At 65.1% G+C, this 13,667-nt stretch carries 8 protein-coding genes and 1 riboswitch; of the genes, 3 read left to right on the top strand and 5 right to left on the bottom strand.

All coding sequences use genetic code 11. The features are described 5' to 3' along the window. Nucleotides 1-4 precede the first annotated feature (4 nt). Nucleotides 5-2,608, bottom strand: coding sequence for a response regulator (locus tag DDQ68_RS01095; protein ID WP_162549695.1), 2,604 nt, complete (start codon nt 2,606-2,608; stop codon nt 5-7). A 428-nt stretch (nt 2,609-3,036) separates the two neighbouring features. Here DDQ68_RS01095 and DDQ68_RS01090 point away from each other — a divergent pair, with 428 nt between their 5' ends. Next, nucleotides 3,037-4,515, top strand: a complete 1,479-nt coding sequence (locus DDQ68_RS01090) for an SDR family oxidoreductase (protein ID WP_109652184.1) — start codon at nt 3,037-3,039, stop codon at nt 4,513-4,515. 177 nt (nt 4,516-4,692) lie between these two features. Further along, nucleotides 4,693-6,621: a prolipoprotein diacylglyceryl transferase family protein gene (locus DDQ68_RS01085; RefSeq protein WP_162549694.1), complete on the top strand. Its 1,929-nt coding sequence runs from the start codon at nt 4,693-4,695 to the stop codon at nt 6,619-6,621. 15 nt (nt 6,622-6,636) lie between these two features. Here the strand turns inward: DDQ68_RS01085 and DDQ68_RS01080 are convergent, their stop codons facing one another. Then, a complete protein-coding gene (locus DDQ68_RS01080; RefSeq protein ID WP_109652178.1) occupies nt 6,637-9,204 on the bottom strand; it encodes a type IA DNA topoisomerase in 2,568 nt (855 codons plus the stop codon). A 133-nt stretch (nt 9,205-9,337) separates the two neighbouring features. Next, the gene (locus DDQ68_RS01075; RefSeq protein ID WP_109652174.1) at nt 9,338-10,225 is read right to left on the bottom strand and encodes a CPBP family intramembrane glutamic endopeptidase; all 888 of its coding nucleotides are present in this window, start codon (nt 10,223-10,225) and stop codon (nt 9,338-9,340) included. Nucleotides 10,226-10,421: 196 nt separating this feature from the next. On the opposite strand from DDQ68_RS01075, the gene DDQ68_RS01070 reads away from it, so the two are divergent. Beyond that, the gene (locus DDQ68_RS01070; RefSeq protein WP_109652171.1) at nt 10,422-10,841 is read left to right on the top strand and encodes a secondary thiamine-phosphate synthase enzyme YjbQ; all 420 of its coding nucleotides are present in this window, start codon (nt 10,422-10,424) and stop codon (nt 10,839-10,841) included. Between the two features lie 169 nt (nt 10,842-11,010). On the opposite strand, the gene DDQ68_RS01065 is transcribed toward DDQ68_RS01070, so the two are convergent. Both DDQ68_RS01065 and DDQ68_RS01060 read right to left on the bottom strand, forming a co-directional pair. Continuing rightward, nucleotides 11,011-12,474, bottom strand: coding sequence for an amino acid permease (locus tag DDQ68_RS01065; protein ID WP_109652168.1), 1,464 nt, complete (start codon nt 12,472-12,474; stop codon nt 11,011-11,013). A gap of 242 nt (nt 12,475-12,716) precedes the next feature. Beyond that, nucleotides 12,717-12,810: riboswitch (SAM riboswitch) on the bottom strand. A gap of 57 nt (nt 12,811-12,867) precedes the next feature. After that, nucleotides 12,868-13,602 (bottom strand): GAF domain-containing protein, encoded by a 735-nt coding sequence (locus DDQ68_RS01060; RefSeq protein ID WP_109652165.1) that lies wholly within the window; start codon nt 13,600-13,602, stop codon nt 12,868-12,870. Nucleotides 13,603-13,667 lie beyond the last annotated feature (65 nt).

The following is a 13,667-nucleotide window of genomic DNA, read 5'->3' as shown; positions in this document are numbered from 1 at the left end:
GGCCCTACTGCACGGCCACTATTTTGCGCAGCAGCTCGTCGGCCTCGAAGGGCTTGGCCAGGTAGTCGTTCATGCCCGCGGCCAGGTACTTATCGTAATCGCCCTGAAACGCGTTGGCCGTGAGGGCGATGATGGGCGTGCGGGCCCGGGTGCGGTCGGGGTCGTGGCGCATGCGGGCCGTCACGTCCATGCCGCTCATGTCGGGCATTTTGATGTCCATCAGCACCACGTCGTAGCGGGCCTGGGCAAACAGGGCCAGGGCCCCCGCCCCGTTCACGGCGCTGTCCACGGCCAGGCCGTGGTGCTCCAGCACGTACTGCACCAGCTGGCGGTTCATCTCGTTGTCTTCCACCAGCAGCACCCGCAGGCCGCGGGCCAGGCTGGCGGCCTGAGCGGGCGCCCCGGCAGCCTCGGGCGCGGCTTCGGGCGCGGCTTCGGGCGCGGCTTCGGGCGCGGCTTCGGGCGCGGCTTCAGGCGCGGCTTCGGGCGCGGCAAAGGTGAGAGCGAAGGCGAAGGTAGTGCCCTCGCCCGGGGCGCTGCTCACCAGCAGGTGCCCGCCCAGCTGCTCGACGAGGCGGCTGCTGATGGTGAGCCCCAGCCCGGTGCCCCCAAACTGACGCGACGTGTCGGGTGAGGCCTGCGCGAAGCTCTCGAAAACAGCCTCCTGCCGGTCGGCCGGGATGCCCGGCCCCGTATCCGTCACGCGGAAGGCCACGGTGAGGGCCCCGGCGGGGCGGGCCAGCACCCGGGCGCACAGCTCCACGGCCCCGCGTTCGGTGAACTTGAGGGCGTTGCCGAGCAGGTTTACCAGCACCTGGCGCAGGCGCAGGGCATCGCCGCGCACCCAGGGCAGCGGCGCCAGGTCGAGGGTCAGGGCCAGGCCTTTTTCGACCGCCTGGTGGGCCAGCATCTGCCCTACGGCGTGCAGGGCGGCCGCCAAGTCGAAGGGCTCGTGCGCGGGCGGTTGCTCGGCCGACGTAATTTTAGCAATGTCGAGCACGTCGTTGAGCACTCCCAGCAGGTGCTGGCCCGCGGTGCGGATGGCCCCCACGTACTCCTGCTGCCGGGGCGTGAGCGGGGTGTTGCATGCCAGCAGGCCCGCCATGCCCAGCACCGCATTCAGGGGCGTGCGGATTTCGTGGCTCATGTTGGACAGGAAGCTCTCGCGGGCCAGGGCCGCCTGCTCGGCCGCCAGCTTGGCCCGCCGCAGCTCGCCCTCGGCCAGGTAGCGCTCCGTCACGTCGAGGCCCGAGCCGACGACCATGCGCAGGGCCCCGTCGGGCCCGAACACCGGCCGCAGGCGCCGCATTTTTTGCTTCACGCCGGTGGGGCCCTGCGCCGTTTCCTCCCAGGCTACGTCGGCCCGCTGGTGCAGCACTTCGGCAAACACTTTTTCGCGCTGCACGGCCACCTCGGCCGGGCGCTGCCGAAACGCGCAGTATTCCCGGTTGGTCATGCCGATGATTTGTTCCCGCACCTCGGCGTTAGAAATGGAAGCAGGGTTGGCGTATAGGTAGCGATGCGCCGTGTCAAACACGGCAATGTCGACGGGCAGCTCGTTGAGAATGGCCTCGTAGAACTCGCGCTGGTACGCCATCTTTTGCTCAATGCGTAGCCGGTCCGTAATGTCGATGCCCGACAGGATAACCATCCGCAAGGCGCCATCCGGGCCAAATAAGGGCTGGGCACTGCCCAGCCAGTAACGCTCGCCGGCCGCGACCGTCTGTTTTTCTTCCCACGTCACCTCGCGCTGCTGCCGCACGGCCTGCTCCAGGCGCTGCTGCCGCTGCTCGGCCAGCAGCCGGGAGCGGCCGCGCAGCACAAAGCACTCGGCCGTGGTAGTCCCCGTCATGGCCACGCGTAATGCTGGGCTGGATTCGGCAGTGGCGTTGGTGAACAGGTACCGCAAGCCGGCGTCCAGCACCGACACGGCCGCCGGCAAGTTCATCAGCACGTTCTCGTAGAATGCTTGCTGTTCAGACATTTGCTGCTTGGCGCGTCGCTGGTCCGTCACGTCACGGCCGCAAAACAGGCGGCCGGCGCCCACGCCTTGCAGCACCAGGTAGTCAAGCGAAATAATGCGGCCGTCGGCCAGCATCAAGTCGTTGTTGAGCGACGTTTGATTGCCCGCCCGCAGCGCCGACACGCGGGCCCTAATGGTTTCCGGGTCGGCCAGCAGCTGTGCATCAAGTAGGATGCCCGACGCGTTTCGCTGCTCGTTGAGGTGTTGCAAGCTATTGGCTGATAGCCCAAGCATGTCGCGGCAAGCCTGATTAACGAACCGAACCTGGTTTTTGTCGTCGAGCAGCATGGTGGCCATCGGCAAGGCCCGTAGCACCGCCAGCAGCTCGTTTTCGTGGCGCTGGGCCAGTTGCTGAGCATCGGCCACCGTTAGTTCAAAGGCCGCCAGCTTGGCTTCGGCAGCGGCCAGCTTCGCCTCTACTACTTGGCGTCGGGCCCGCTCGGCAGCCAGTTCGGCAGCCAAGTCGGTAGTCAAGTCGATAGTCAAGTCGGTAGTCAAGTCGGTGGTCAAGTCGGTGGTCAAGTCGGTGGTCAAGTCGGTGGTCAAGTCGGTTTTTGAATCCGAGACGAGAGGTGGAAAAACCATAATAAAATAGCAAAAAACTTGCCCCGAGCAACCTATCAGGCGAAACCTATCTAATAACGGGGTCCTAAATAATGTACAATTTGCACAAAGTTCGTCAATTGTATTCAATATGAACATAGTACGGAGATTCAACAATAAAAGACAGACGTTGAACTACATTACGTAGTAGCAATCAATATAATATGTTAATAATACGATACCAAGCAGCAATAACTTATCTTTATTTATTATCTTTTTATAATACAATATCAAAGGCGGCATCTTAGCTTACAGCTTAGAATACCAATTGCCAAGCGCCCCGCTAAATGGCCGGTGGGCCGGCAAAAGCAGGACGCGGCGGCCTCGAACAACTACATCATTTCCACGTTCTTAGTAGGGCAGCGGCGCAGGGCCACGGTCCACCGCGCCGCCCTTTCTACTTCCCGCCCATGAAGATCTTGCTCACCGGGGCCACCGGCTACATTGGCCAGCGCCTGCTGCCCGGGTTAGCCGAAGCCGGCCACGAGGTGGTGTGCCTCGTGCGCGACGCCCGCCGCTTCGCCCTGCCCGACACGCTGCCCGAGGCCCTACGCCCACAGGTAAGCGCCGTGCAATGCGATTTGCTGAAGCCCGAAACCCTGGCCGACCTGCCCCTGGACATCGACGCGGCCTACTACCTGGTGCACTCGATGAGCGGGGGCGACAAGGATTTTTTTCAGCTGGAGCAGGACTCGGCCCGCAACTTCACCCAGTACCTCGACCGCACCGGGGCCCGGCAGGTCATCTACCTGTCTGGCATCGCCAACGACCACGACCTGAGCGTGCACCTGCGCTCGCGCAGCGCCGTGGAAGACGTGCTGGCCGGGGCCCAAAAAACCCAGCTCACGGTACTGCGGGCCAGCATCATCATCGGGTCGGGGTCGGCCTCGTTCGAGATTATCCGCGACATTGTGGAGAAGCTGCCGGTGATGGTAACGCCGCGCTGGCTGAACTCGCGCTGCCAGCCGCTGGGCATCCGCGACGTAATGTTTTACCTCGTAGCGGTGCTCGACAACCCCGCCTGCCTGGGCCAGAGCTTCGACCTGGGGGGCCCCGACGTGCTGACCTACAAGGAGATGCTGCTCGGGCTGGCCGCCCAGCGCGGCTACAAGCGCTGGATCATGACGGTGCCCGTGCTCACGCCGCGGCTCTCGTCGTGGTGGCTGTATTTGGTCACCAGCACCTCGTTTTCGCTAGCCCAAAGCCTGGTGGAGAGCCTTAAGAACGACACCGTGGCCGACCCGGCCCGCAGCATTGCCCGCGCCGTGCCGCACCTGTGCATGAGCTACCGCCAAGCCCTGGCCCTGGCTTTCCAGCGCATCGAGCAGAACGAGGTGGTGAGCAGCTGGAGCGATGCCATGAGCAGCGGCACCCTGCGCCAGAACTACATGGACGCCATCCAAATCCCGAAAAACGGGATGTTTTTCGACCGGCAGCTGCGGCCGTTTACGCGGCCCGTAGCCGAGGTACTGGACAATATCTGGCGCATCGGCGGCGAGCGGGGCTGGTACAAAACGGATTGGCTCTGGCGCATCAGGGGCCTGATGGACAAGCTGGTGGGCGGCGTAGGCCTGCGCCGGGGCCGCCGCTCGCCCAGCCGCCTGCGCGCCGGCGATCCGCTCGATTTCTGGCGCGTGCTGGTGGCCGACCGCGCCACCAAGCGCCTGCTCCTCTACGCAGAGATGCGCCTGCCCGGCGAGGCCTGGCTTCAGTTCCGCATCGTGGACAACGAGGACGGCACCCACGCCCTGGAGCAGCTGGCCGCCTACCGCCCCGAGGGCCTGGCGGGCCGCTTGTACTGGTACTCGGTGCTGCCCTTTCACGGCATCATCTTCAAGGGAATGGTGAAGAACCTACTCGAATTTGGGTCCCCGGCGGCAGAAAAGTAGCCTATTACCAGGGTAGGAAAAAGTCTGATTCTTTTTGCTTTATTAATTATTGGTCAACAACTTACCGTGCCCAAACCGGGTAGTGGCGGGTCTAACAGCCGTGTTTTTTGGGTGATGTTTGCGCGGAGTGGGCCACTACCTTTCGGGCCGTCTTCCCTCTCCCCCACCGCCCGGCCCATGCCCCTTTGTACGTTCGAGCTGCCCGCCGTTTTTCGGCCTGGCCACTACACCGCCTGCTACCTGCTGGCCGTGGCCACCTACCAACTATTGCTGCTGCTGGAAGGCCGGCGGCGCGGCTTTCCCCAGCGCCCCTGGCTGCTGATGCAGGCGGCTACGCTGCTAGCTTTCGTAGTAGGCTGCAAGCTGGTGGTGCTGCCGCTGGCCGACTGGCCGGTACTGTGGGGCGGCGGGGCGGCGGCCCTGGGGGCCTACCCGGTACGCTCGGCGCTGGGCGGCATTGCCGCTAGCAGCCTGGTGCTGTTGGCGTTGCGGCGGTGGCTGGGCCTGGGCTGGGCGGCGTTTGATGCGTTTGTGGGGCCCCTGGCGGTGGGGCTGGCCGTGCAGTGCCTGGGCTGCCTGGCAGCCGGCTGCTGCTGGGGCGAGCTGGCGGGTAACGGCGGCTTGGGCATCCGCTTTGGGCCCGGCACGGGGCCCTACGCCGCCCAGGTGGCGCGGGGCTTGCTGCCCGCCGGGGCCGCCCACGCGCTGCCGGTGGTGCCCACGCAGCTCTATGCTTTGCTGGTGTGCCTGGCGCTGGCCGCGGCCACGTGGGCCACGCGCCGCCGCCCCTGGCCGGCCGGCACGCGCTACCTGCTGGGCACGGGGGCCCTGCTGCTGGCCTGGGGCGGGCTGTGCCAATGGCGCGACCCAGCCAGCCAAACCCTTGGGGCCCAGCTGCTGGCACTGGGCAGCGTGCGGCTGCTGGCCATCCAGTGGGGCGTGCTAGCGGCGGGGCTACTGCACCTGGCCGGCGCGGCGCTGTTACGGTGGTGGGGCACAGTTTTTTCGGTAGCACGGGCGGCCGCGCCCGGCACACCGCAGCCGATACGGCAGCTGGCCGGCGCCGCAGCGCTATTAGCCCTCACGGCCGCGCTGGCCCCGCACGCCCTCACCGGGGCCGAATTCCGGGTGCTGCAAGTGGCGCTGGGGGCCCTGTTGCTGGCCGAAGCGGCCGCCTGGTGGCCAGCGCTGGCCGCGGCCGGGTGGAGCGGACAGCCGCGCCTGGCCTTCGCCGCTACGCTGGGCCTACTCGTGCTGATGAGCCAGGCCCCGGCCCCGCGCCAGGATTCGGTGCGGAGCATAGACTTCGCCGTGGGGGCCCTGCAAGGCGCTTACGACCAGGATTTTGATTACCCAGCAACTACCACCGGTGGGGGCTGCGGCGGGGGCGGAAGCTACCCGGTGCCCCCCGCCCGCTCGGCCTATCTGCACCGCTACCAAGCCGTGGGCGCAGAAGCCACTTTGCGGCTGAGACGCACCGGAACGGCGGCCATCGGCCTGGGCGTGTGGGGCGGCACTGACCGCGTGGGGTACGCCCCGCAAATACCCGGCGGGGGGCCCCTGCAAACCAATTTCGTGCCTTATACCCGCGACTACAGCTTATTCGACATCAACCCCTACGTGGAAGGTGGGCGCCGCATCCGAGGCAACGTCAGCTTCGGGGTTCACCTGGGGTTTCATGCGGGCAACTTGCTCAACAGCCGCAGCTTGAAGGGCGATTCCGTGTTGCAAGGCACTCATTTTCTACCCGATGTGCAGTTGTGGGTAGGCAACCGCCAGAAGTTTTTCGTGCAAGCTGATGCGGGCCGCGGGGCGGGCGGTTTAGGCAACTACCTCTACCGCGTTGGCCTGGGCTCGGGGCTGGGCACGAGCAATGGCAGCACCGTAGTGGCCGGCCTAGCCTTCGCCGACCCCAGCTCCGGGGCCTATTACACCTCCGACAAGTACGGCACCGAACGCGCCGTTGGTTCGACCCTGGGCTTTGCAGCAGCTAACATCCGCCTGCGCGGCGGCAGCTTCAGCCTGGAGCCCACCGCCGCTACCAACTTCGGCCGCCGCCACCAAGTCAGCCTGCGCTTGCACTACCGCATCGGCCTCAAAAAGTAATCCAGGACCCTATTCTTACCCAAACACTGGCACCACCCGGCCTTCGTCAACCTTCAAAGCAGCGTCGTACTTCTTGCCGGTTTTGGCCGACACGAAGCCCTTGATGACGCCCGTTTCGCCGCGGCGCAGCAGCTGCTTTAGTTGCGAGTCGGTCAGCTCCTTGCCGCCCCAGGCGAAGGGCACCCGGAACTGACAGTCCTCGCGGAAGCGCGAGCAGCCGTAGGCACTGCTGCCGCGCAGCATTGTGCCGAGTTTGCACACCGGGCACGGAATCTGGCCGGGTTCGGTAGCGGTGGTGGGCTTGCTTTCGGCGGCAGGCAGCAGCACGGGCCGGTGCTGGGCGTCGAGGCCCAGGGCGGCGTCAAACTTCTGCCCGTCGGGCCCCACAAAGCCCTTCATAATCGGCGTGCGGCCCTTGGCCAGCAGCGCTTTAATCTGCGGGTCGCTGAACTTCTTGCCCTGCATTTCGGCCGGCAGCCGGAAAGCGCAGCCCTCGCGGAAGCGGGCGCAGCCAAAAGCTGTTTTGCCGCGCAGCACGTGGCCGGTTTTGCAGACCGGGCAGGGGCCCAGGCCGGCTGGGACGTCGGCGGTTTTCTTGGCCGCCGGGACCGCGCTGGCCTGGCCACCGGCGGCCGGGGCGGGGCCCTGGGGGCCCCGGGCGACGGCTTGCTCGGCGCTGCCGCTGGTTACGGCGCGGCCGCTGCTGTCGGTTTTAACCTCCTGCACCATTTCGCGCACCAGGTTCGTGAGCTCGCCCAGGAACTGCTCGCTGGTGAGCTCGCCGCGCTCAATCTGGCGCAGCTTGTGCTCCCACTGTCCGGTCAGCTCCGCCGATTTCAGGGTTGGGTTGCGGATGAGGCCAATCAGTTCGACACCCGTCGGCGTGGGCAGAAGACGCTTTTTCTCGCGCCGGATGTAGTTGCGCTTGAACAGCGTTTCGATGATGGCAGCGCGGGTGCTGGGACGGCCGATACCATTCTCCTTCATGGCCTGGCGCAGCTCCTCGTCATCGATGTTGCGGCCAGCAGTTTCCATTCCGCGCAGCAGGCTGGCCTCGGTGTAATCCTTGGGCGGCTGGGTGGTTTTGCTATCGAGGCGCGGCGCGTGGGGCCCACTTTCACCCTTCACAAACGCCGGCAGTACGGTGCTCACTACATCGTCGTCTTCTGCGGCGGGGGCCCCAGATTTGGCATCGGTGGCGGGTGCAGGCTTGGGGGCCGCCTGCTGGGCCGGGTCGCCGTACACCACGCGCCAGCCGGGGCTGAGAATCTGGCGGCCGCGCACCCGGAACGGGCGCTCGGCCGCCTCGGCCAGCACAGTGGTGTTGCTCACCTCGCAGTCGGGGTAAAACGCGGCGATGAAGCGCCGGGCGATGATGTCGTACACGCTGCTCTCCATGCCGCCGCCGGGGCCCGCCGCGCCGGTCGGAATGATAGCGTGGTGGTCGGTTACCTTGTTGTTGTTAAACACCTTGCCCGTCTTCGGAATCTTGCCCGCCAGCAGCGGCGCCGTCAGCGTGGGGTACGCCAGCCCGCGCAAAATACCGGGAATTTTCGGGTACTGGTCATCGGGCAAAAACGTGGTGTCCACCCGCGGGTAGCTCACAGCTTTCTTCTCGTACAGGGCCTGCACCAGCTTCAGCGTATCCTCGGCCGATAACCCTAACTGGTTGTTGCACTGCACTTGCAGCGAGGTCAAATCGAACAGGCGCGGCGGCGATTCGCGCCCTTTTTTAATCTCGACGTCGGTAATGACCAGCGGCGCGGGGCGCACGGCTTCCAGGGCCTCGTTGGCTTCCTTCTCGGTCACGAAGTAGCCCAGGGCCCGGAGGCGCTCCTTTTCGTCGGGCGCATCCTCAGCGGCTTTGGCCTGCTTGGGCGGGGCGATGTGGGCGAACATCGTGCCCCGGTATTCGGTGCGCAGCACCCAGTAGGGCTCGGGCTTGAAGTTCTGGATTTCGTGGTGGCGGGCCACCAGCAGGGCCAGCGTGGGCGTCTGCACTCGCCCGATGCTCAGCAGCTGCTTGTCCTGGTAGGTGGTATATTTCAGGGTGAAGAGGCGGGTGGCGTTCAGGCCCAGCAGCCAGTCGCCCACGGCCCGGCTCTTACCAGCTTGGTACAGCTTATCGAACTCCTTGCCATCGCGCAAGTTATTGAACCCTTGGCGAATGGCTTCCTCGGTGAGCGATGAAATCCAGAGCCGCTTCACCGGCTTCCGGCACTTGGCCTCCATCAGCACCCAGCGCTGAATCACCTCCCCTTCCTGGCCGGCGTCGCCGCAGTTGATGACCTCCGTGGCCCCGTCCACCAGCCGCTTAATGGTGTGGAACTGCTTCACCACGCCCTCGTCGCGGCGCATGAGCTTAATGCCGAAGCTCTCCGGCACCATAGGCAGGCTGTGCAGGCTCCAGCGCTTCCACTGCGGGTCGTAGTCGTCGGGCTCCTTGAGCTGGCAGAAGTGGCCGAAGGTCCAGGTCACCTGGTAGCCGTTGCCTTCCATATAGCCGTCCATGCGGCGGGTGGCGCCCAGCACGGTGGCAATTTCACGGGCTACGCTGGGCTTTTCGGCAATGCAGACAATCACGGATTCTAGACGGTTTTGATTGATTCGGCTGGTTTTTCAGCGCGAATAATCAACAAAGGTAACCGCGGAAAAGGTCGGTACCCAGGGCCCCGGCCACGTTGCCAATGGCGCAGCTTTCCGCCGCCCCGGGGCCCTATGCCGCCGCGCCCAGCCCCACTGCCACCGCCGAATCATCGGCCGGCTCGCCCGGGGCCCATACCGGGGGCGAAGTCGTGCGCTGCACCCACCACAGCACTGCGGCCAGCACCAGCGCACTCAGCCCCACCGCACCCGCGTAGGCCCAGCCCGAACCGAAGTCCTCCAGCAGCGGATCTTTTTGCCAGGCCGCCGGGGCCCAGCGCAACGCCACGAACGCCACCGAGTTGTTGAGCGCGTGCACCGCCATGCACACGCCCAGCGACCGGGTGCGGTAGTACAGCCAGCCCAGCAGCAGGCCAAAAAGCCCGGCGCTTACGCTCTGCGCCGGGTTGAGATGGAACAAGCTGAAGAGCAGCGCCGACTGCGCAATGGCCACCCAGGGCCGCCGGTTTTGCAGCAATCCGTTCAGGATAACGCCCCGAAACAGTATTTCTTCGAGTACGGCGGCGCCCCCGGCCCCCAGCAGCAGGGCCACGGCGGGCGTTCGGCTTATTTCCTGAAAAATGCTGCCGCTGGTACTGGGCAGGTGCAAAAAACCGAGCAGTGAACGTACCAAAATGCTGGCCATTGCCACCGCGGGCAGCGCGGCGAACAGCCACGGCCGCGCCTGCCCCCGCAGCTGCCAGGACTGCCACCGCGGGCCCGCCTTCCAGCGCAGAAATGCCAGCAGGGCCCCATTGGCCACCATCGAGGCCACCAGTATTGACTGAGCCCGTGGCCAGGAAGTGGCGGTGTTCAGCAATGCGTAGCCGCCGCTGCCCACCACCAGGGTCGCCAGCACGTACCAGCCCAGGATGCCCCAGCTCTCGGCCAGGATGGGGTACGCCGGGGCGGGGCGGCGGGGTGCGGGTGCTTCGGTTGCTTCGGATACGAATATCTCCATGCAGAGAAGATGTGCTGGCCGAAAAACAGGGCCGCCAAAAGTACCGACCTGCTCTCCACAAAACACCGGCGGCCCCGCATTTATTTTGATTAGGCCCCCCAGCCGCTACGCACCTTTCCGGCGGCCGTTGCCGCTGCCAGTGCCTACCCGTGGGGCGGGGCCGCGTATGCCTCCCATCACCCCTCACCGCTACCCAATGGTTTTTCAGAAACAGCTGCGGCTGCCGGCCCTACGCCGCGGCTTCCACCTCATCACCGATTACGTGCTGGACGAGCTGCCCGAGCTCCGGCAGGTGCGGGCCGGCCTGTTGCACATTTTCATCCAGCACACGTCGGCCAGCTTGTGTATCAATGAAAACGCCGACCCCACGGTACGCCACGACTTCGAGCAGTTCTTCAACCGCACCGCCCCCGAAAATGCGCCCTATTTCCGGCACAACTCAGAGGGCCCCGACGACATGCCGGCCCACCTGAAAACTGCGCTGCTGGGCAGCAGCGTCAGCATACCCATCACGAACGGGGCCCCGGCCCTGGGCATCTGGCAAGGCATTTACCTGGGCGAGCACCGCGACCACGGCGGCCACCGCTCATTAGTAATCACGCTGATGGGCGAGTAAGCGGAAGGCTTGGCGCGCCTGGCGTGGGGAGCTCTTGTTAAAGCTGTTCAGGAGGTACTGAAATACAAAAAAGGCCGTCATGCTTCGGCTGCGCTCAGCATGACGGCCTTTTTTGCTTTTGCTAATTCAAGGACAAATCTTCTGCCTACTTCGTACCGGGCCCTGCTTGTTAGGCCGCATCGGTGTCGCCGCGCTCCTGGGCCTGGCGCAGCTTGCTGTTTTTGCGGCCATAGCCGTAGTAAATGGCCAGGCCCAGGGCCAGCCATACGAACAGCCGCAGCCAGGTTTGCCAGGGCAGCGAGGCCATCATTACCAGGCACACCACGATGCCCAGAATGGGCACCACCGGCACCCACGGCGTGCGGAAGCTGCGGGGCGCGTCGGGGTTGGTGCGGCGCATGATCATAACGCCCAGGCACACCATCACGAAGGCCAGCAGCGTGCCGATGCTCGTCATTTCGCCTACCACCGATATGGGCACGAAGCCGGCAAACACGGCAATGAACGAACCCAGCAGCAGGGTCGACTGAAACGGCGTGTTGAATTTTGGGTGCAGCCGGGAGAACACCGGCGGCAGCAGCCCGTCGCGCGACATCGAGAAAAACACCCGCGACTGCCCCAGCAAATCGACCAGAATCACGGACGTGTAGCCGATGAGGATGGCCAGAATTACGGCTGAGCTGAGCCAGGCATAGGGCGTTTTTTCGATGGCGATGGCTACCGGCGCGGCGCTATTTTTGAACTCGGTATAATTGGCTAAGCCCGTGAGGACGTGGCCGAAGAGCACGAACAGCACCGTGCACACCGCCAGCGAGCCGAGGATGCCGATGGGCATGTTGCGCTGCGGGTTCTTGGTTTCCTGGGCCATGGTGGCCACGATGTCGAAGCCGATGAAGACGAAGAAAATCACGCCCGCGCCCCGCAAAATGCCGCTCAGGCCGAACTCGCCGAACTTGCCGGTGTTGGCCGGGATATAGGGCTGGTAGTTGGCGGGGTCGATGTACTTCCAGCCCAGGGCGATGAACACCAGCACCACGGCCACCTTCAGGGCCACTACCAGGGCATTGAACCACGCCGAACCCTTAGTGCCCCGCGTGACGATGGCCGTAATGGCCAGCACCACCAACATGGCCGGCACGTTCACGTAGCCCGTCACGGTGGAGCCGTCGGCCAGCTTGGCCGACTCGAAGGGCGACATCACTAGCTGGGCCGGTAGGTGCAGGCCGTACTTACCCAGAAACTTGATGAGGTACTGCGACCAGCTGATAGCCACCGTGGCAGCCCCCACCGAGTACTCAAGCACGAGGTCCCAGCCGATAATCCAAGCGAAAAGCTCGCCCATAGTGGCGTAGGAATAGGTGTAGGCCGAGCCTGATACGGGCACCAGCGCGGCAAATTCGGCGTAGCACAGCGCCGAAAAGGCGCAGCCCACCGCTGCCACCACGAAGGAGAGCGTAACGGCCGGCCCCGCGTTGTTGGCCGCCGCGATGCCGGTGAGCGAAAACAGGCCCGCGCCGATAATGACGCCGATACCGATAGTAATGAGGCTGAAGCCGTTGAGGGTACGCTTGAGGGTGTTGCTCCCGGTTTCGGCCGCTTCGCGCTGCAACAGGGCCAGTGATTTTTTCAGCATAACTAAAACTCGGGGCCCGGCGCGGGCCGGGCGGTAAATAAGGTGGCCGCCGGGGCCCTGGGGCCCCGTCCAAACCGCTCCCCACAAAAAGATAAGTAATGAAAAGCCGGCCCAACGCCGGTGGGGGCCCCCTACCTGGCCCAATGCCGGGCGCTACAACAGCGGCCAGTGGACACGGGACGGCAGCCAGCTACAGCTGGCAAAAGGGGCAACAAAAGGGGCAGGTATAGCACGGCAGCGCGTTTTTATAGAACCAGGCCTTGGCACCGGGCCCGCCAAAGGCGGGGGGTTGCCGGCGCGTCAACGAGCCTGTCTCTCGGCGCCTCTTTATAAAAACAACCCGCGGCGCACCGCACATTGCCGGGCAAAGGTAAGGCGGCGGGGGCCCCGGTGCTAGCGGTGCAGGTCGGCCAGGGTTTGGCGCAGCTCGGCGTGCAGCACGCGCACCACCTGGGTGGCCTCTTCGCGGCTGGAGCGGCGGTAGCTAAGGGCGGCCTCGGTGTCGGGCGCGCTTTCCCACTGCTGGAGCGAGGCCAGGGTGTCAATGCGGGTGAGTGACTGGTCGATGCGCGCGTCGACGCGCTGGCGCAGGGCATCGGCCAGGCCAGGGTTAGTTTCCAAGGTTACGCGCAGGTCGAGCAAGGCCGTGGCCACGTCGCCGAGACTGGCCAGCAGCACGCTTTCCTCGGCCGAAAACACGCGCGGCGCGTGGTCCATCACGCACAGCGTGCCGATGGGGAAGCCGTCGGCCGAGCGCAGGGGCTGGCCGGCGTAGAACTGCAGGTCCAGCGCCGCCGCCGCGCCGGGGCTGGTGAGGTGGCAGGGGCGCGCCAGCAGGTTTTCGTATACCGTCGCGCCGTCTTGCAAAATGGCCACCGAGCACAGGCTGTCGGGCCGCGCTACCCGCTCAAGGCCGGGCAGGCCCACGTTGCCGGCGAAGACGACTTCGTCGGCCCCCACCAGCGAAACCAGGGCTACGGGCACGCCAAAGAGCTTGGCCACAATGCCCACCAGGTCGTTGAAGAGCTGCTGGCCGGGCACGCTCAGCACCTGGTAGGGCCGCAGGGCCTCCAGGCGATGGGGCTCGTAGGTGGGAATCAGGTCGGGGTGCGCGGACGGGTTAGCCATATATTTTCCTGGCTAAGCACAAAGGCAATCCTAAAGTTCAGTTTACGGCGGAGCTTTAAATAAGC

Origin of the sequence: Hymenobacter nivis (assembly GCF_003149515.1) — a bacterium.
Classification (GTDB): domain Bacteria; phylum Bacteroidota; class Bacteroidia; order Cytophagales; family Hymenobacteraceae; genus Hymenobacter; species Hymenobacter nivis.
This window is presented reverse-complemented; position numbering and strand designations above follow the sequence as displayed.